The organism is Variovorax paradoxus (assembly GCA_016806145.1).
GTDB lineage: Bacteria > Pseudomonadota > Gammaproteobacteria > Burkholderiales > Burkholderiaceae_C > Variovorax.
In genome coordinates this window covers 3,734,536-3,753,016 of sequence record CP063166.1, presented here as the reverse complement: position 1 = coordinate 3,753,016, position 18,481 = coordinate 3,734,536, and the positions used below count along the sequence as shown (strand labels likewise).

General features: G+C 69.8%; 18 protein-coding genes. 10 read left to right on the top strand and 8 right to left on the bottom strand.

Going from position 1 to position 18,481, the window contains the following annotated elements; all coding sequences use genetic code 11:
• Positions 1-128 precede the first annotated feature (128 nt).
• The 8 genes from INQ48_17565 (at position 129) to INQ48_17530 (ending at position 7,944) form a co-directional block, all read left to right on the top strand.
• Entirely contained in the window at positions 129-902 is a 774-nt protein-coding gene (locus tag INQ48_17565; GenBank protein ID QRF55226.1) for an SDR family oxidoreductase, read from the top strand.
• Positions 903-922: 20 nt separating this feature from the next.
• Positions 923-1,192, top strand: coding sequence for a hypothetical protein (locus tag INQ48_17560; GenBank protein ID QRF55225.1), 270 nt, complete (start codon positions 923-925; stop codon positions 1,190-1,192).
• 64 nt (positions 1,193-1,256) lie between these two features.
• Positions 1,257-2,111 (top strand): prolipoprotein diacylglyceryl transferase, encoded by an 855-nt coding sequence (locus INQ48_17555; protein QRF55224.1) that lies wholly within the window; start codon positions 1,257-1,259, stop codon positions 2,109-2,111.
• 201 nt (positions 2,112-2,312) lie between these two features.
• On the top strand, positions 2,313-2,984 hold the full coding sequence (locus INQ48_17550) for a GntR family transcriptional regulator (GenBank protein ID QRF55223.1): 672 nt from the start codon (positions 2,313-2,315) through the stop codon (positions 2,982-2,984).
• A 55-nt stretch (positions 2,985-3,039) separates the two neighbouring features.
• Entirely contained in the window at positions 3,040-4,512 is a 1,473-nt protein-coding gene (locus INQ48_17545; GenBank protein ID QRF55222.1) for a malonyl-CoA decarboxylase, read from the top strand.
• Between the two features lie 75 nt (positions 4,513-4,587).
• Positions 4,588-5,577 carry a tripartite tricarboxylate transporter substrate binding protein gene (locus tag INQ48_17540; protein ID QRF55221.1) on the top strand — a complete coding sequence of 330 codons (990 nt, stop codon included), beginning with the start codon at positions 4,588-4,590 and terminating at the stop codon, positions 5,575-5,577.
• Positions 5,574-6,377, top strand: coding sequence for an enoyl-CoA hydratase/isomerase family protein (locus INQ48_17535; GenBank protein ID QRF55220.1), 804 nt, complete (start codon positions 5,574-5,576; stop codon positions 6,375-6,377). The genes INQ48_17540 and INQ48_17535 overlap by 4 nt, the downstream gene beginning before the upstream one ends.
• 31 nt (positions 6,378-6,408) lie before the next feature.
• Positions 6,409-7,944, top strand: coding sequence for a malonyl-CoA synthase (locus tag INQ48_17530; GenBank protein ID QRF55219.1), 1,536 nt, complete (start codon positions 6,409-6,411; stop codon positions 7,942-7,944).
• Positions 7,945-7,950: 6 nt separating this feature from the next.
• Here the strand turns inward: INQ48_17530 and INQ48_17525 are convergent, their stop codons facing one another.
• From INQ48_17525 to INQ48_17515, 3 genes are read right to left on the bottom strand one after another with little or no spacing between them, the layout of a single operon-like run.
• The gene (locus INQ48_17525) at positions 7,951-9,390 is read right to left on the bottom strand and encodes a serine hydrolase (protein ID QRF55218.1); all 1,440 of its coding nucleotides are present in this window, start codon (positions 9,388-9,390) and stop codon (positions 7,951-7,953) included.
• Positions 9,391-9,446: 56 nt separating this feature from the next.
• Entirely contained in the window at positions 9,447-10,502 is a 1,056-nt protein-coding gene (locus tag INQ48_17520; GenBank protein ID QRF55217.1) for a phenylacetaldoxime dehydratase family protein, read from the bottom strand.
• A gap of 22 nt (positions 10,503-10,524) precedes the next feature.
• Entirely contained in the window at positions 10,525-11,529 is a 1,005-nt protein-coding gene (locus INQ48_17515; GenBank protein ID QRF55216.1) for a carbon-nitrogen hydrolase family protein, read from the bottom strand.
• 179 nt (positions 11,530-11,708) lie between these two features.
• Here INQ48_17515 and INQ48_17510 point away from each other — a divergent pair, with 179 nt between their 5' ends.
• Positions 11,709-12,671, top strand: coding sequence for a helix-turn-helix domain-containing protein (locus INQ48_17510; protein QRF55215.1), 963 nt, complete (start codon positions 11,709-11,711; stop codon positions 12,669-12,671).
• Positions 12,672-12,696: 25 nt separating this feature from the next.
• On the opposite strand, the gene INQ48_17505 is transcribed toward INQ48_17510, so the two are convergent.
• The gene (locus INQ48_17505; GenBank protein QRF55214.1) at positions 12,697-13,524 is read right to left on the bottom strand and encodes an alpha/beta fold hydrolase; all 828 of its coding nucleotides are present in this window, start codon (positions 13,522-13,524) and stop codon (positions 12,697-12,699) included.
• Positions 13,525-13,634: 110 nt separating this feature from the next.
• Here INQ48_17505 and INQ48_17500 point away from each other — a divergent pair, with 110 nt between their 5' ends.
• Positions 13,635-14,558, top strand: a complete 924-nt coding sequence (locus INQ48_17500) for a LysR family transcriptional regulator (protein ID QRF55213.1) — start codon at positions 13,635-13,637, stop codon at positions 14,556-14,558.
• A gap of 9 nt (positions 14,559-14,567) precedes the next feature.
• Here the strand turns inward: INQ48_17500 and INQ48_17495 are convergent, their stop codons facing one another.
• The 4 genes from INQ48_17495 to INQ48_17480 form a co-directional block, all read right to left on the bottom strand.
• Entirely contained in the window at positions 14,568-15,557 is a 990-nt protein-coding gene (locus INQ48_17495) for a tripartite tricarboxylate transporter substrate binding protein (protein QRF55212.1), read from the bottom strand.
• Between the two features lie 35 nt (positions 15,558-15,592).
• A complete protein-coding gene (locus tag INQ48_17490; GenBank protein QRF55211.1) occupies positions 15,593-15,988 on the bottom strand; it encodes a carboxymuconolactone decarboxylase family protein in 396 nt (131 codons plus the stop codon).
• A gap of 13 nt (positions 15,989-16,001) precedes the next feature.
• Positions 16,002-17,144 (bottom strand): FAD-dependent monooxygenase, encoded by a 1,143-nt coding sequence (locus INQ48_17485; protein QRF55210.1) that lies wholly within the window; start codon positions 17,142-17,144, stop codon positions 16,002-16,004.
• 171 nt (positions 17,145-17,315) lie between these two features.
• Complete coding sequence (locus INQ48_17480) at positions 17,316-18,137, bottom strand: sulfite exporter TauE/SafE family protein (GenBank protein QRF60778.1); 822 nt, start codon at positions 18,135-18,137, stop codon at positions 17,316-17,318.
• Between the last annotated feature and the right edge of the window lie 344 nt (positions 18,138-18,481).

Genomic DNA, 18,481 nt, shown 5'->3' with positions numbered 1-18,481 from the left:
GGCGGTCCGGCGATTGTTCGTGGATTTCCGAACAGTCTAGCCTCGAATTGCCTATTTATCGGTCGTCTGGCGATCAATACACTGCGCCTCGTGTCACACATCAATGGCTTTCAATCCAGGAGATCCCCATGTCCGCACGCACATTGAAGAACAAGGTCGCCGTCATCGCCGGCGGCGGCAAGAACCTCGGCGCGCTCGTCGCGCAGCAGCTGGTCGACGGGGGCGTGCGCGGCGTCGCCATCCACTACAACAGCGACAGCTCGCGCGCCGATGCCGAGAAGACGGCCGCGGCGCTCCAGGCCAAGGGCGCCGACACCCTGCTGGTGCAGGGCGACCTCGCGGTGGTCGAGAACAACGTCGAGCTGTTCGACCAAGCCGTCAAGCAGTTCGGCCAGGTCGACATCGCGATCAACACCGCGGGCGTGGTCATCAAGAAGCCGATCCTCGAGGTCACCGAAGCCGACTACGACAAGAGCTTCGACGCCAATGCCAAGGCCGCCTTCTTCTTCATCCAGCAGGCCGGCCGCACGCTGGCCGAGGGCGGCAGCATCGTCACGATCGTGAGTTCGCTGCTCGCGGCCTACACGCCGTACTACGCGATCTACCCGGGCTCGAAGGCCGCGGTGGAGCACTACACGCGCGCCGCCTCCAAGGAGTTCGGCGAGCGCGGCATCTCGGTCAACGCGATCGGCCCGGGCCCGATGGACACGCCGTTCTTCTACGGCCAGGAGAGCAAGGAGGCGGTGGACTACCACAGCAGCGCCGCCGCGCTCAGCAAGTACTCGAAGAAGGGCCTGACCGACATCGAGGACATCGCGCCGATCGTGCGCTTCCTGGTCACCGAGGGCTGGTGGATCACCGGCCAGACCATCTTCGCCAACGGCGGCTACACCACGCGCTGACGCATCGCACCAGGCAAGCGATGCATACGCTCATCGTGATGGGCAGCGGCTTCGTGCTGCTGGCCCTGTTCCTGCTGGCCGGCCGCGTGCTCGGCGGCAGCGGCGACGCGGCCCTGAGCACGGCCGCGATGTGGTTCGTGCCGGCCTGGTTCGTCGGCGCCGGCATCAACATGGCGGTGGGGGTGATCGAGGCCGGCTACAGCGTGGCCGAGGAGCTGCCGATCTTCCTGCTGGTGTTCGCCGTGCCGGCCGCCGTCGCTGGCGCGGTGTGGTGGAAGTTCAGGCACTGAGGCCCGCGCGAGGGGATGCCCCCACGCCCCCGGCCGCGTCATGCGGCGCGGGCACAATCCGCGGATGCTCATGTATCCGCAGATCAATCCCATCGCCCTGCAGCTCGGGCCGATCGCCATCCACTGGTACGGCCTGACCTACCTGGCGGCCTTCGCGCTGTTCTATTTCCTCGGCACGCTGCGGCTGAAGCACGAGCCCTACCGCAGCCTCGTGGGCGCAGGTGCCTGGCAGCGCAAGGACATCGAGGACATCCTGTTCCTCGGCGTGGTCGGCGTCATCGTCGGCGGCCGGCTCGGCTACTGCCTGTTCTACCGGCCCGAGTTCTACCTGTTCAACCCGCTCGAGATCTTCAAGGTCTGGGAGGGCGGCATGAGCTTCCACGGCGGCATGCTCGGCGTGATCGCGGCCATGGTCTGGTTCGCGCGTTCGCGTGCGCGGCCGTTCTGGCAGGTGATGGACTTCGTCGCGCCCTGCGTGCCCACCGGCCTCGCGGCGGGGCGCGTTGGCAACTTCATCAACGGCGAACTCTGGGGCCGCTTCAGCAGCCCCGACCTGCCCTGGGGCATGGTGTTCCCGCAGAGCGGCTCGATGCTGCCGCGCCATCCCTCGCAGGTCTACCAGTTCCTGCTCGAGGGGCTCTTGCTGTTCGTGCTGCTGTGGCTCTACGCGCGCAAGCCGCGCAAGCAGGCCCAGGTGTCGGCCGCTTTCCTGGTGGGCTACGGCATCTTCCGTTTCATCGCCGAATTCTTCCGCGAGCCCGACAAGATCTTTGCCCACCCGGGCAACGAGCTGGGCCTGCGCGCCCTCGACCTGAGCCAGGGCCAGTGGCTCTGCGTGCCGATGATCCTGGGCGGCATCGCGCTGTGGGTCTGGGCCTCGCGCCGCGAGCAGGCCGTGCCGGTGGCGAGCAAGGCCTGACGCCGCACGGGGAGCCGGGGAGGGGGCAGCGCCCCGTCCCGCGCTTCCTTCATCTGCCGCGTGCCGCACCGCCGGCCACGCAAGCTATCGTCTGACCAGGGTAAGTCCGGAGCCCCGCGTTTCACGCGCGGCCCTTGCGCTGCTTCGCGTCCGGGCTCAGAATTACGCGTAATTACAGGAAATTACGCGATCGAACCCGCCATGCGCCTGGTCCACAACTCCCTGCACGACGAAGTCGCCACCACGCTGCGCGAGCAGATCTTCGACGGCACCCTGGCGCCCGGCAGCTTCGTCGACGAGGTCGCGCTGTGCGAGCGACTGTCGATCTCGCGCACGCCGTTGCGCGAGGCGCTCAAGGTGCTCACGGCCGAAGGCCTGCTGCGCCACGAGCCGCGCCGCGGCTGCTTCGTGCGCGAGGTGACCGAGCGCGACCTCGACGAGATCTTCCCGGTCATCGCGCTGCTCGAGGGCCGCTGCGCCTTCGAGGCGGCGCGCAACGCCAGCGATGCCGAGCTGCACGAGCTCGACGCCCTGCACGAGCGGCTGGTGCGCCACGCCAAGGCCAAGCGCATCAACGACTACTACGCCACCAACCACCTGATCCACGAGGCCATCATCCAGCTGGCCGACAACAAGTGGCTGGCCCAGGTGATCGGCGACCTGCGCAAGATCCTCAAGCTCGCGCGCCAGCAGCAGCTGCATGCGCCGGGGCGGCTCGAGCAGAGCCTGTCGGAGCATCTCGCGGTGTTCGCGGCGCTCAAGGCGCGCGACAGCGAAGGCGCCGATGCCGCGATGCGCACCCACATGACGCGCCAGCGCGAGGCGCTGCGCGAGGTGATGCGCAACCAGCAGAAATCGCGGGTCATGCCATGAGGCGCGCCGCCACCTCTTTCTCGTCTTTTTCTTTCTGCATGGGAGTGCATCCACGATGAGTGCGACCGAATGGTTCCAGGCGCGATTGCGCACGGGCGACAAGAACGAACGCAAGGTGCCGGTGGCTTCCGATGCCCCCGCGAAGGCCGCCGCCAAGTCGGCCCCCAAGCCCAGCGCCCGCACCACCGCCGAGCGGCTCGAGGCCACCCTGCGCAAGGCCGACGAGGCGCTGTCGCCGCGCGCGCTGCGCCGCGTGCTGGCCGCCATGCAATCGGTGATCGACCCGCGCGTGAGCGAGGTCGAGGGCGGCCGCCGCGCCCATGCCATCGCGGTCGAATACGCTGCCGCCACGCCCGAGGAGCGGCGCGATTTCTGGGCGCTGATGAGCGAGCACTTCGCCGCCGACGCGCAAAAGCTCAAGACCGCGCGCGACCAGCACCAGGCCGCCGTCGGCACGCCCGACGAGGGCCAGGCCGAGCTCAAGCTGCGCCGCGCGCTGGTGTCGCCGCGCATGCGCCTCTTGCAGCGTTTCGCGGTCGAGCCCGCGGGCATGCGCTTCCTGGTCGACCTGCGCGCCGAGCTGCTGCCCGGCCTCAAGGGCGACCGCCGCCTGCTCGCGCTCGACGCCGAGCTCGAGCAGCTGTTCTCGACCTGGTTCGACGTCGCTTTCCTCGAGCTGCGCCGCATCGACTGGAACTCGCCGGCCTCGCTGATCGAGAAGCTGATCCGCTACGAGGCGGTGCACGACATCAAGAGCTGGAACGACGTGAAGAACCGGCTCGACGACAGCGACCGCCGCTGCTACGGCTTCTTCCATCCGCGGCTGCCCAACGAGCCGCTGATCTTCGTCGAGGTGGCGCTGGTCGACCGCGTGAGCGACGGCATCACGCCGCTGCTCGACGAGACGGCCGTGCCGGTGCCGCCGGCGCGCGCCACCACCGCGATCTTCTATTCGATCAGCAACACGCAGAACGGCCTGCGCGGCGTGAGCTTCGGCGACTCGCTGATCAAGCGCGTGGTCGAGACCCTGCAGGACGAACTGCCGCGGCTCAAGACCTTCGCCACGCTGTCGCCGATCCCGGGCTTTCGCACCTGGCTCGCGAAGAACGCGCCCGACATGGTCGCGCGCCTCGACGAGAAGCGCGCCGCCGAGATCGGCCGCCTCGTGGGCTCGCTGCCGCCCACGGCCGACCGGCTGCTGGCCGCGGTCGATGCCGCCGCGAGCCTGGACGCCAAGTCGCCGCTGCGCCAGTGGCTGCTGCAGTGCGCGGCCGAGTATCTGGGCCGCTCGCTGGTCGACGGCACGCCGGCCGATCCGGTCGCGCGCTTCCACCTGGGCAACGGCGCGCGCGTCGAGCGCCTCAACTGGGCCGGCGATCCGTCGCCCAAGGGACAGAAGCAGTCCTATGGCCTCATGGTGAACTACCTTTACGATCTCAAGCGTCTCGACCGGCACCGCGACTGGCTCGCGCAAGGCAAGGTGGCCGTGTCGGGAGACGTCGACAGTCTGTTTTTCAAGAAGGCCTGACCGGGCCCCAAGTCCGGCGCACACAGCGCCGGCCGTCGCATCCGCGGCGATCCACAACGACAGGAGATGAGACAGATGAACCAGAGTTTTCAGCGGCGCGACGTGTTGCGCCTGGCGGCTGCGGGCGCGGCGGTTCTGTGCGGCGGCGCCGCGACCGCGCAGAGCAACTGGCCGACCAAGCCGGTCAACATGATCGTGCCGTTCCCGGCCGGCGGCGGCACCGACGCCTTCGCGCGTCCGCTGTCGGGCCAGTTCGCCAAGCTCACGAGCCAGACCCTGGTGATCGACAACCGCGGCGGCGCGGGCGGCACGCTGGGCGCGAGCATCGCCTCCAAGGTGCCGGCCGACGGCTACACGCTGTTCATGGGCGCGGTGCACCATGCGATCGCGCCCTCGATCTATCCCAAGCTCGACTACGACATCGAGAAGGACTTCGTGCCGCTGATGCTGCTGGCCAACGTGCCGCAGGTGGTGGTGGTCAATCCGAAGCGCGTGCCCGCCACGACCATCCAGGAATTCATCGCGCTGGTGAAGCGCAGCCCCGGCAAGTTCAACTACGGCTCGGCCGGCGCGGGCACCTCGCACCACCTCGCGGGCGAGCTGTTCAAGATCCAGACCGGCACCTTCATCACCCACATCCCGTACCGCGGCGCGGGCCCGGCGCTGGCCGACCTGATCTCGGGCAACGTCGACCTGATGTTCGACGGCCTCGGCTCCTCGGCGCAGCACATCAAGAGCGGCCGCATCAAGGCGCTGATGGTCGCGGGCGCGAAGCGCAACCCGGCGTTTCCCGACGTGCCCTGCGCGGCCGAGGTGGGCCTGCCCGACTACACCGTGACCACCTGGTACGGCCTGTGGACGCCCAAGAGCACGCCGGCCGACGTGCAGGCCAAGGTGGTCGAGGACATGAAGAAATCGCTCGCGAGCGACGAGCTCAAGGCCATCTGGGCGCAGAACGGCTCCGAGATCCCGAACCTGACCATGGCCGCGTATGGCGGCTTCGTCAATTCGGAGATCAAGCGCTGGGCCGCCGTGGTCAAGGCCTCGGGCGCCAAGCTCGAATGAGCGCGGGCAGCGTCGGCCTGCGCCGCGAGGGCGCGCTCGCGTTCCTCACGCTGTCGAACCCGGCACGCCTGAATGCGATGACGCGCGCGATGTGGCGCGAGCTGCGCGTGCTGGCGGCCGGCCTCGCCGCCGATCCGGCGCTGCGCTGCGTGATCGTGCGCGGGGAGGGCGGCGCCTTCTGCGCGGGCGGCGACATCTCCGAATACCCGTCGTTCCGCTTCGAGGCCGCGAGCCTGCGCGAATTCCACGAGAACGAGGTCTGGGCCGCGCTGCAGGCGCTGCTCGACTGCCCCGTGCCGCTGGTCGCGCAGATCGAGGGCGCCTGCATGGGCGCGGGCATCGAGATCGCGAGCTGCTGCGACATCCGCCTCGCGGGCGCCGCGTCGAAGTTCGGCGCGCCGATCGCGAAGCTCGGTTTTCCGATGGCGCCGCGCGAGGCCGCGCTGGTGCATGGCGCCATCGGCGACACGCTGGCGCGCGACATGCTGCTGGCCGCCGGCGTGCACGACGCCACGCGCCTGTACCACGCGGGCTTCCTGCTGTCGGTGCTGCCCGATGCCGAGGTGGCCGCCGCGGCCGAGGCGCATGCGGCGCGCATCGCGCGGCTCGCGCCGCAGACCGCGCGCATGCACAAGCGCACCTTCGCCGTGCTGCACCATGCCGTGACCGGCGCCAACACCGCGCCGCCCGAGGTGGAGCCGGTCGAAGCGCTGGTCGCCACCGCCTACGACTACGCCGACTCGGCCGAGCACCGCGAAGGCATCGCCGCCTTCCTCGCCAAGCGCGCGCCCGATTTCTGACCCGCCTTTCGTTTCCTGTGAAGTCCGACCGATGAAGAAGACCGCCAACGCCAACCTGTTCGCCGCCCTGCGCGCGGCCTTTCCCGCCGACCTCGATGCCATCGCGGTCGAGACCGACAACGGCCTCGCGTACTCGTGGCGCGACCTCGACCGCGCGAGCGCGATGATCGCCAACCTGCTCGACGCGCTGAAGCTCGAGAAGGGCGCGCGCATCGCGGTGCAGGTCGAGAAGTCGGTCGAGGCGATGCTGCTGTACCTCGCGACCCTGCGCGCGGGCTATGTGTTCCTGCCGCTCAACACCGCCTACCAGAGCGCCGAGATCGAGTACTTCATCGGCAACGCCGAGCCCGCCGTGGTGGTCTGCACCAGCCGCAACGCGGCCTGGGTGGCGCCGCTGACCACGGCCGCCGGCACCCGCCACGTGTTCACGCTCGACGACGACCGCAGCGGCACCCTGCTCGAGGTCGCGGCCGGCTGCAGCGACGTGCACAAGCCGGCCGTGAAGTCGGCCGACGACCTGGCCGCGATCCTCTACACCAGCGGCACCACCGGCCGCAGCAAGGGCGCGATGCTCACGCACGGCAACCTGCTGTCGAATGCCGAGGTGCTCAAGGACTACTGGGGCTGGACCGAGGGCGACGTGCTGATCCACGCGCTGCCGATCTTCCATGTGCACGGTCTGTTCGTGGCGCTGCATGGCGCGCTGCTCAACGGCAGCAAGATCCTCTGGTTCTCCAAGTTCGATCCCAAGCGCATCGCCGCGAAGCTGCCCGAAGCCACCGTGTTCATGGGCGTGCCCACGCTCTACGTGCGCCTCTTGGCCGAGCCCGGCCTCACGCGCGAGGCGGTGCGCAACATGCGCCTGTTCGTCGCGGGTTCGGCGCCGCTCCTGATCGAGACCTTCGACGAATGGCGCGAGCGCACCGGCCACACCATCCTCGAGCGCTACGGCATGAGCGAGACCATCATGCTGACCTCGAACCCCTACCGCCCCGAGCAGGGCGAGCGCCGCGGCGGCACCGTCGGCTTCGCGCTGCCGGGCGTGCAGCTGCGCGTGCGCGACGACCAGGGCCGCGACTGCACCACCGACGAGATCGGCGGCATCGAGGTCAGCGGTCCCAACGTGTTCGCGGGCTACTGGCGCATGCCCGAGAAGACGCAGGAGGAGTTCACGGCCGACGGTTTCTTCAAGACCGGCGACGTGGGCAAGATCGACGGCCGCGGCTACATCACCATCGTCGGGCGCAGCAAGGACCTGATCATCAGCGGCGGCTACAACGTCTATCCGGCCGAGATCGAGGGCTACATCAACGAGATGGCCGGCGTGGCCGAGAGCGCGGTGGTCGGCGTGCCGCATCCCGACTTCGGCGAGGTCGGCGTGGCGATCGTCATCGCCAAGCCCGGCGCCACGCTCGATGGCGACGCGATCGTGGCCGAGCTCAAGGCCAAGCTCGCGAACTTCAAGATCCCCAAGCGCTGCTTCATCGTGCCGGAGCTGCCGCGCAACACCATGGGCAAGGTGCAGAAGGCGCTGCTGCGCGGCGAGCACAAGGGCTTGTTCGCCTAGTTTCCTCTAGGCCTCGGGCGCGTCCTTCGCGCGCCTGAACACGATGTCCTCCACCATCGGCTCGAAGGGCACCGCGATGCGGTCGATGCGGCCCGCGCGGTCGTAGAGAAAGCTCAGCGCAAGGTTGTCGGGGTGGAACACCGTCGGCCGGTCCGGCGTGACGAACATGTCGTAGTGCCAGTGCGTGAGCGTGCCGGCGGCACCGCGCCAGTGCCAGGCGAGGTGGTCGCCCTCGTGCGCGATCTCGATGCGGCCGTAGGCCGGATGTTCGTAGCGCCCCGCGTACTCCGCGAGCGCATGGCTGGGCTGCGTGCCGGTGCGGCGCCGGTCGGTGCGTGCCTTGTCGTCGACCCGCTGCTGGACCAGGTCGGCGCGGCGCTTCGCGAGCAGCCGCTGGAACCAGTCGACCGGCTCTCGGCCCGCGATGCGGTCGAGCGCCGCGAAGGTGAGGATCGAGGGCACGGCGCCCGGCGCGCGGTTGGTCAGCACCGCCACGCCCGCGCGGCGCGACGGCACCACGGTCATCAGCGTGGCCCAGCCGAACCACGAGCCCGAATGCGCGAGCGTGCGCTCGCCGCGGTAGTTCTCGCAGAACAGGCCCAGGCCGTAGTGCGAATCGCCGATCTCGGCATGCTCGGAGCGCGACATCCAGGCGCGCGGCATGCCCATCTCGCGCACCGTCCTGGCCGACAGCAGCGGCGTGTCGCCCACGCGGCCTTCGTCGAGCAGGCAGCGCATCCACTTCGCGAGATCGGCGGCGCTGGCATTGAGCCCGCCGCCCGCGGCCGTCGGCACCGGCCACAGCTGCGCGGGCACGGGATCGCCCTCGACCATGGTGTGCGGTCGGGCCGCATCGGCGGCCGCGACCAGCGCGTCGATGCCGAAGCCGTAGTGCGTGAAGCCCAGCGGCTTCAGCAGCCGCTCGGTCACGAAGTCCTGCCAGCCCTTGCCGCTGATGCGTTCGATCACGATGCCCGCGACCATGTAGCCGAGGTTCGAGTACTGGAAGGCCTCGCGCAGTTCGCGGCTCGGCACCAGGTGGCGCAGCAGTGGCAGCATCTGCGCGCTCGTCAGGTCGGCCGGCATGTGCAGCCAGTCGTGGCGCGGCAGGCCGCTGAGGTGGCTCAGCAGGTCGCGCACCGTGAGCTGCGCGGTCGCCACCGCATCGTGCAGCCGGAACTCCGGAATGACCTCGCGCACCGGCCGGCTCCAGGCGAGCCGGCCCTCGTCGACCAGCAGGCCGAGCCCGGCCGCGGTGAACGACTTGGTGATCGAGCACAGCAGGAACTGCGTGTCGGCGGTCACGGGCTCGTTGCCGCGCAGGTCGCGCACGCCGTAGCCCTTCAGCAGCGAGACCTCGCCATCCTCGATCACCGCGAGCGCGAGCCCAGGGATCTTCCATTCCTTCATCGAGCTTTCGACGAGGCTTTCGAATTCGCGCCACATGATCGGGGTCCTAGGGTTCGGGGCGCGAATCCTAAGGCATCCGTCATGCGGCGCTCTCAACCCATGCCGTTCATCAATCCCGTGCGTGCATGGCAGTTGATGTATTCGTAGCGCTGCTCGTCGGCCTTGAGCACCGACACCTCGTGGTACACGCGCAGCTGCAGCTGGAAGTTCAGCGCCTGCACATAGCGCATGAAGCTGCCGAAGATCGCCACGTGGGTCGGATGCGATTCGGCCCAGCGCTCCATGTCGGCCAGCGAGCGCCAGAAGCTCAGGCCGAAGGACTTCTGCAGCGGCGCGCCGCGCGCATCGAGGTGCCGCATGTAGCGGTTGCTGTAGCAGCCGATCGCCAGGCCCTGGTCGCGCAGGAAGTCCATGCCCTCGCGCAGCACCGGCTCCATCTCCTCGAGATAGAGCGTGCGCTCCTGGCCGGTGGTGTCGGTCCATTCCTGGCCCGAGCGGATCATCGCGACGTGTTCATGGCCCGCGATGCGCACACGCCGGCCCGGCGCGGGCGCGTCGCCGATCGCGGCGCGCGTGCCCGAGGGCGACATCGGATCGGTCTGCGACAGCGGGATGCGGTCGCGCATCGATCCCCAGTAGCCATGCTCCTGCAGCTCGCCGCTCACGCGGCCCATGGCCACGCCGATGCCCTCGAGCCGGTCGGGCGTGTTGAACATGGTCTCGAAGTGCTGCACGCGCGGCGACACGATCTCGCGGAAGTAGCCCAGGCCCTCGTGCAGCCGCTCGTCCGACTGCCACCAGTCGTCGATCTCGGGCGTCGCGCTCCAGCGCGCGAAGGCCGCCGGATCGGTCCAGTAGGCGATCGCGATCATGTTGTCGTGGCCCTCGGCATCGACATAGTGCGTGAGGTCGTGGTGCAGCGGGCCGTCGGGCCGCGCGAAGTCGCGCGCGATGCGCATCAGCGCGGCGCAGGCGCGGCCCTGCTGCGCGGCGCCGAGCGACTGCACGCCGAAGTAGCCCATCACCACCTGCGTGACCGCGCGGTCGGCGCGCGCCGACCAGACGGGGTAGGGCGGTGTGTAGTCGTCCTCCACGCGGCGGGTGCGCGTGCGCGGGCACTTCAGGTGCTCGTCGATGGCGGATTCCATGGCGCGGCTCCTTCGTGCGCGCTCAGGCCTCGACCGGCTCGGCCGCGTTGCCTTCCGGCACGGGCGTGAGCTGCACCACCACGGGTTCGCGGCGCGTCTTGTTGAGCAGCAGCTGCGTGACGTCGGGGCGCGAGTAGTGGCCGCTCGGATCGGCCGCGGCCTTCGCGAGCGAGATCATCCCGAGGTCGATGTCGGCGATCACCAGGCCTTCCTCGGTCTCGGGCAGCGGCGTGCCCAGGGCCGAGCCGTCGGGCCCGTAGATGCGCGCATGGCCGCCGCCCACGCCCAGCATCTGCTGCTTGCCGGCGTCGGTGCACATCAGCTCGCTCATCGCCTTCGACACCGTGGCGCAGGGCGCGAGCACGAAGCAGCCGCCCTCGACCGCATAGACCTGGCTCGCGGCATTGTTGACCTCGGCGCCCAGCGCGTTGGCCGCGCCGCGGTAGAGCGAGAAGCTGGGCCAGGCCGCGCAGTGGATCTGCTCGTTCTGCGAGTACATCGCGTACTTGCTCAGCGGCTGCAGGTGTTCCCAGCAGCACAGCGAGCCGATGTTGCCGATGGCGGTGGGCACCACGTGCAGGTCGGCGCCGTCGCCTTCGCCGAACACGGTGCGCTCCACGTGCGTGGGCTTGAGCTTGCGGCGCGTCTGCGCCACCTGGCCCTGGTCGTCGATCAGCGCCTGCGCGATGTAGAGGCTGCCCGCGGCCTTCTCGCTGAAGCCGAACGAGAGCCAGATCGAATGCTGGCGCGCGGCCGCCTGCAGGCGCTCGAACTCGGCCGAGCCGATCACCAGCGAGTTGTCGTGGTAGCGCTGCACGAACTGCATGCCCCAGGCCGGCGAGTCGAGCCAGATCCACCACGGGTAGCCGGGGATCCAGGTCTCGGGAAAGGCGATCAGCTTCACGCCTTGCGCGGCGGCCTGCGCCATCAGGGCGATGGTCTTGTCGATGGTGCCGTCGAGGTCGAGGAACACGGGCGCGGCCTGCACGGCGGCGACGCGGAGCTTGGGGTGAACGGTGGTGGGCATGGCGGGGCCTTTCGGTGGAGAACGTGGATTCGCCGCCTTGCTCCGGCGCGGGTTTGCGCGGTGGCATGCGGGTTGCTTGAAGCGTAAATTCGCCGCCTGCGAACGCCTTGACCGCAACTTGCGGCGTTCTTGTTCCTGCGTTGCATGCCCGCCGATTCCCGTTTTTCGAGATGCCACCGATGAACACGCTGCTCAGCACCGATGCCGTTGCGCGATCGCAGCGGCTGGCCTACTGGACCGACATGATCTGCAACGTCTATGTGCAGCTCGGTTGCGATCCCGTGCGGCCCGACGAGTCCGAGGACTTCGAGGGCAGCATCCGCCAGCACACGCTGCCCGGGCTCGACGTGTCGGTGGTGCGCTCGGGCCCGCAGAAGGTGCTGCGCACCTCGGGCCACATCGCGCGCTCGGGCGACGACTACTTCCTCGTGAGCATCCAGGCCCAGGGCCGCGGCGTGGTGCGCCAGGACGGGCGCGACGCGGTGCTCGAGGCCGGCGACTTCGCGCTCTACGACAGCACGCGGCCCTACCAGCTGCTGTTCGAAGACCGCTTCGAGCAGATCGTGCTCAAGCTGCCCGGCGACCGGCTGCGCAGCGAGCTGCGCGAGACGCAGGCGCTGACGGCCACCACCGTGTCGGGCCGCCAGGGCGCGGGCCACCTGCTGCTGGGCATGATCCGCACCCTGCGCGAGGACATCGAGACGCTGCAGCCGGCCTCGGCGCTGGCGGTGGCCAATGGCGTGCAGAACATCCTGGTGGCGGGGCTGCAGACCCTGCCGGCCGCCAGCGCGCCCTCGCTCAGCAGCCTCACGGCCTACCACCTCGCGCGCGTGAAGCGGCGCATCGAGGAACAGCTCGGTGATCCCGCGCTGTCGGTGGGCAGTCTCGCGGCCGAGCTCGGCGTGTCGGCCAGCCAGATCCACCGCGTCTTCAAGAGCGAACCGCTGACGCCCGCGCAGTACATCTGGGAGCGCCGGCTCGAGGCCTGCAGCCGCGACCTGCTCGAGCCGCGCCTGGCCGGCCGGCCCGTGGCCGAGATCGCCTATGGCCGCGGCTTCAACGACGCGGCGCATTTCAGCCGCGCGTTCAAGGAGCGCTTCGGCTGCTCGCCGCGCGAGTGGCGGCAGCAGCGCGTGCAGTAGGCCTCGAGAAGAGGCGGACGCTGTTTCAGGCCGTCCGGCGTGCGCGCTCGAGGTGGGCCCGCATCGCGGCATCGAAGTGCTCGGGCTGGTCGATGTTCGGCAGGTGGCCCGCGTCGGGAATGACCTCGAGGCGTGCGCCGGGAATCTCGGCCTGCAGCTCGCGCATCGCATCGGGCAGCGCGGCATCGTTGGCGCCGACGACCAGGGTCGTGGGCACGCGGATGGCGCGCGCGGCCGCGCGGTGGTCGAGTTGCTGGATCGCGCGCGCGCAGCCGACCATGCCCGCGCGCGAGGTGCCGGCCGCGGCCGCATGCAGCGCCTGCGCCTCGGCCGGATGGGCGGCGATGAAATCGCGGCCCAGCCAGCGCTCGATGGTCGGGCCCGCGAGCGCTTCGCAGCCCTGGGCCTCGACGAGCGCGATGCGTTCGTCCCAGGGCTGCGCGAAGGCCGCGGGCGCGTCGGCGCGGCAGTCGCACAGGCACAGGCTGGCCAGGCGCTCGGGATGCCGTTCGGCCAGCGCGAAGCCGCACATGCCGCCGAGCGAGAGCCCGACGTAGTGCGCCGCGCGGATGTCGAGCGCATCGAGGATCTCGACCACGTCGCGCGCCAGGTCGCCCATGCGCCAGGGCAGTGATGGCGGTGAGGGCGCCTCCGACTGGCCATGGCCGCGCGTGTCGGGCCGCAGCACGCGCCAGCCCTCGGCGGCCAGCCACCCGGCCTGGCGGTGCCACAGCACCGACGAAGACAGGATCGCGTGCGCGAGCAGCACCACGGGGCCGTCCGCGGGGCCGTCGATATGGACCGCGACGCGGCAGGCCGCGCTCGGCAGGAAGAGGTGCTGGGTGGTCGTCATGAGGGCGCCAGTCTCGGCCCTTTCCCCAGGCGCCACCACCGAGTAAAACTGAAGCCCGTTGAGAAAAACGCAACCCGCTTGCACCCGTCGCGGCCTACAGTCGCCCCGCCATGTCGAGAAAACTTCCACCCCTGAACGCGATCCGCGCCTTCGAGGCCGCGGGCCGGCACGTGAGCTTCACGCGCGCCGCGGAAGAGCTGAGCGTGACCAACGGTGCCATCAGCCGCCAGGTCGCGCTGCTCGAGGAATGGCTGGGCGTGCCGCTGTTCCGTCGCACCTCCTCGCAGCTCGCGCTGACCGAGGCCGGGCGCCTCTATCTCGCGGAGTTGACGGCCACGCTCGACCGCGTGGCGGTGGCCTCGATGCAGCTGCGCGAGCAGGCGGTGCCGACCGCGCTGCGCATCAACGCGCCGCCGACCTTCACCATGCGCTGGCTGCTCTCGCGCCTGCCGGCCTTCCAGCGCAGGCGGCCCGAGGTCGACCTGCGGCTCACCACCTTGCTGGCACCGGTCAACTTCGACGAGGGCCGCTACGACATCGCGATCGCGGGCGCGCTCGAGCCGCCGCCGCATTGCGTGTCGCGGCCCTTCATGAGCGAGCTGATCCTGCCGGTGTGCCATGTGGACCTGCTCGACGGCGGCCGGCTGCGCGCGCCGCGCGACCTGGCCGCGCACACGCTCGTGAGCTTCGCCACCGAGCCCTATGCCTGGGAGGACTGGCTCGCGGCGGCCGGCGTGGCCGGGCTCAAGCCCGGCGGCGCGATCCGCTTCGAGCAGATGTACTTCGCGCTGCAGGCCGCGATCGACGGGCTGGGCCTCGCGCTGGTGCCGCTGTTCCTCGCCTTCGACGACATCATCGCGGGCCGGCTGTGCGCGCCCTTCGGCGTGCTGGCCGCCAAGCAGCGGCGCTACTTCGCGAGCACGGCCCATGCCGACCCGGTGACCGAGAGCTTCTGCGAATGGCTGGTGCGCGAGGGCAGCGACACCGAGGCCTCGATGCAGCAATGGCTGCGCTCGCAGGCCCCGGCGTCCTGAGCGCGCCGCTCAGTCCATCTGCACGCCGCTGCGGCGCACCAGCTCGCCCCAGCTCTTGAATTCGCTGGCGACGTAGGCCGCGGCTTCCTCGGGGCTGGCGCTGTAGCGCGGCAGCGCGCCGATGCTGCGCATGCGCCGCTCCACCTCGGGCTTGCGCATGGCCTTGGCGATCGCCTCGTGGGTCGAGGCCACCAGCGTCTTCGAGGTGCCGACCGGGTAGAGCAGCATCAGCCAGGTCGAGGCGCGGAAGTCGGCGAAGCCCTGCTCGATCAATGTGGGCACGGCCAGCGGCGCGTCGAGCCGGCTCGCGGTGGCCGCGCCGAGCGCGCGCAGCTTGCCGCCCTGCACGAAGGCCTGCACGCCGGCCGCGGTCTCGAGCGCCAGCGAGACATTGCCCGCGACCACGTCGGTCAGGCCCGGCGCGCTGCCCTTGTAGGGCACGTGCACGATGTCGATGCCCGCGCGCCGCTTGAGCTCCTCCATCGCGAGGTGCGACACCGTGCCGTTGCCCGACGAGGCATTGGTGAGCTTGCCCGGGTTGGCCTTGGCATAGGCCACCAGCCCCTGCGCGTCGGTGAAGGGCAGCGAGGGGTGGCACACCAGCACGAAGGGCAGGTCGCCGACCAGGCCCACCGCTTCGTAGTCCTTGAGCGAGTCGTAAGGCACGCTGCGGTAGAGGTGCGGGTTGGTGGCCACGGCCGACATGTGCGTGAGCATCATCACCGAGCCGTCGTTGGGCGACTTCGCGAGCTGGCCCATCGCGATGCTGCCGCCCTGGCCCGGTTTGTTGTCGACGATGTAGTTCTCGCCCGTCACGGCCTGCATCTTCTCGGCCATCAGCCGCGCCACGATGTCGGTGGCCTGGCCCGGCGGAAAGCCCACGAGGATCTTCGTGACCTTGCCGCGTGACGCGGCCGGCTGCGCGAGCGCCGGCGTGCCCATCGACGCGGCCGCGAGCGCGAGCAGCGCGCGGCGGCTCAGCATTGCCTGGTTGTCCATTGCGTTGTCTCCGATGTTTTTTAAAGGGCGAAGCTTCAGACGAGCTTCATCTCCTTGAGCACCTCGCGCGCGTTGCGCAGGCTGTCGAGCGCCGCGGGCACGCCGCAGTAGATGGCGACCTGCAGGAACACCTCCTGCAGCTCGGCGGGCGTGATGCCGTTGTTGATCGCGCCGCGCACATGCAGCCGCAGCTCGTGCGGCCGGTTGAGCGCGCTGATCATGCCGAGGTTCAGCAGGCTGCGGCTGCGCCGGTCCAGGCCCGGGCGGTTCCAGATCTCGTCCCAGCAGTACTCGGTGGTGAGCTGCTGCATCGGCCAGCTGAAGTCGTCGGCCTCGGCGATCGACTTCTCGACGTATTCCGCGCCGAGCACCGCCTTGCGCGTGGCGAGCCCGCGCTGGAACTTCGCCGAGGTGGGGGTCTTGTCTGCCATGTCGTCGCTCCCTTCAGGCCACGGCCGCCTCGGCCAGCGGCGCGTTCCAGGCGTCGTAGGCGTAGACCCAGTCGGCGTCCTGCGGATCGCGCAGCCAGGTGTTGGTGCGCGAGGTCAGCTGGACCTTCGAGGTGCGCGGCTTGCGCGTGGCCTCGAAGCGCTGGAAGGCCTCGGCCACGCCGTCGCGGTCGGTGCCCTGGAGGCAGCGCGAGAGCACCGCCGCATCCTCGATCGCCATCGCCGCGCCCTGCGCCATGTAGGGCGTCATCGGATGGCAGGCATCGCCGAGCAGCGTGATGTTGCCCTCGCTCCAGCGCGGCAGCGGATCGCGGTCGACCAGCGCCCACTTGTGGACCTCGGGACACGACTGCAGCACGTGGCGCACCTGCGGATGGAAGTCGGCGAAGGCCTCGCGCAGCGCGTGGATGTCGCCCTTGGTCGACCACGACTCGAGCCGGAAGCCGGGCTCGGGCTGGCTGGTCACGAAGTAGACCTCGCTGCGGTCGGGCTTGACGTAGTAGATGACGATGTGGCGGTCCTTGCCCCACCACTTGGTGCACTGGTCGATCTCCTGGCCGCCGAGCAGCGCCGCGGAGAAGGTGGTGCGGTAGGCGATGCGGCCCGTGAAGTTGGGCTCGGACCTGCCGAACAGCTGGTCCTTGACCAGCGAGTGCACGCCGTCGGCCGCCACCACCGCGTCGGCATGCACGGTGGCGCCGTTGGCGAAGCGCAGCTCGACGCCGCCGTCGCCCTGCGAGAAGCCCGCGAGCTTGTGGCCGCGGCGGATGAATTCGTCGGGCACCGCGCTGTGCAGCGCGGCATGCAGGTCGCCGCGGTGCGCGAGCAGGTAGGGCGCGCCGAACTTCCGCTCGGCGGTCTCGCCGAAGATCATGTCGAAGCGCACCTCGCCTGTGTAGGCGTCCTTGTTGTTCCACGAGCGCGGGTAGAAGGCCTCGGCGCGCATGCGCGCCTCGAGGCCCAGGCCGCGCAGCACCTGCATCGCGTTGCAGCCGATCTGGATGCCCGCGCCCAGGCGGGTGAATTTCTCGGCCTGTTCGTAGACCATGACGTCGATGCCGACGCGGCGCAGCGCCGCGGCCGTGGCCAGGCCGCCCATGCCGGCGCCGATGATGGCGACCGAAAGTCTCTTGCTCATGTCCGTTCCTCGTGTGGTTGGCATGAACGGAATGGTCCGGCTTTCGGCCGGCCCGAACCATCGAGATTTGCTGGCGCTGGTTGAGAAAAACTGCGGCGCGCGCAAGCGCACGGCGCGCCGGGCGGGCGCGTCGCGTCATCGAGGAAGGGAGAGCGGAAGAGGGCCGCGCGCTCAGCCGCGCAGGCCCTTCCAGAGCATGTAGGCCGCGAGCAGGTACAGGATGCTCGCGAACACGCGCTTGAGCTTCTTCACCGGCAGGTTGTGCGCGGCCCGGGCGCCCAGCGGCGCGGTCAGCACGCTGCACACGGCGATCACCGCGAGCGCGGGCAGCCAGATGTAGCCGAAGGAGCCGGCCGGCAGGCCCTGCACCGTCTGGCCGCTGATCACGTAGCCGGCCACGTTGGCCACCGCGATCGGGAAGCCCAGCGCGGCGCTGGTGGCGACCGCGTTGTGGATCGAGATGTTGCACCAGGTCATGAAGGGCACGCTGATGAAGCCGCCGCCCGCGCCGACCAGGCCCGAGACCAGGCCGATGGCGCCACCGGCGCCGAGCTGGCCCGCGGTGCCCGGCATCTGGCGCGTGGGCTTGGGCTTGCGGTCGAGGAACATCTGCGTGGCCGAGAAGCCCACGAACAGCGCGAACACGATCGCCAGCGCCGTGCCCTTGAGCAGCGCGAAGATGCCGAGGCTGCCCACGAGGCTGCCGATCACGATGCCGGGCGCGAGGCGCTTGACGATGTCCCAGCGCACCGCGCCGCGCTTGTGGTGCGCGCGCACGCTCGACACCGAGGTGAAGATGATGGTGGCCATCGAGGTCGCGATCGCCATCTTCACCGCGAGGTCGGCCGGCACGCCGCGGTGGCCCATGATGATCGTGATGAAGGGCACCATCACCATGCCGCCGCCGATGCCGAGCAGGCCCGCGAGAAAACCGGTGCCGAGGCCGAGGGCGACCAGTTCGGCGATCAGGAGGGGGTCGAGCAGGCTGGTCACGTTCACGCCACGGACTTTCGGGTAAGGCAAGGGCGCCGTGCAACGATGGCAACGGGCCTCGGTTCGAGGGACAAAGGGAGGGGGGTGGGCCGCAATGCTATCTGAAACGTAGCTGCGGCCCGGCGCGCACTGTCGCGCAGCAGCCAGGATCGGATGTATCGAGGCGGATACAGCGTGGGTTCTTGGGGCGATCCCGCCATGCCGGGGACCGCCGATGTTCGATGCGCATTCAGCGCAGCGAAGAGGAATAGGTGTCTGCGAATGGGCGCCAGACTCGCATCCTGAACCGGGGTTCAGGTGGGCGAGGGCAGCAAGACTTCGGGTTCATCTGACGCGAGATGATC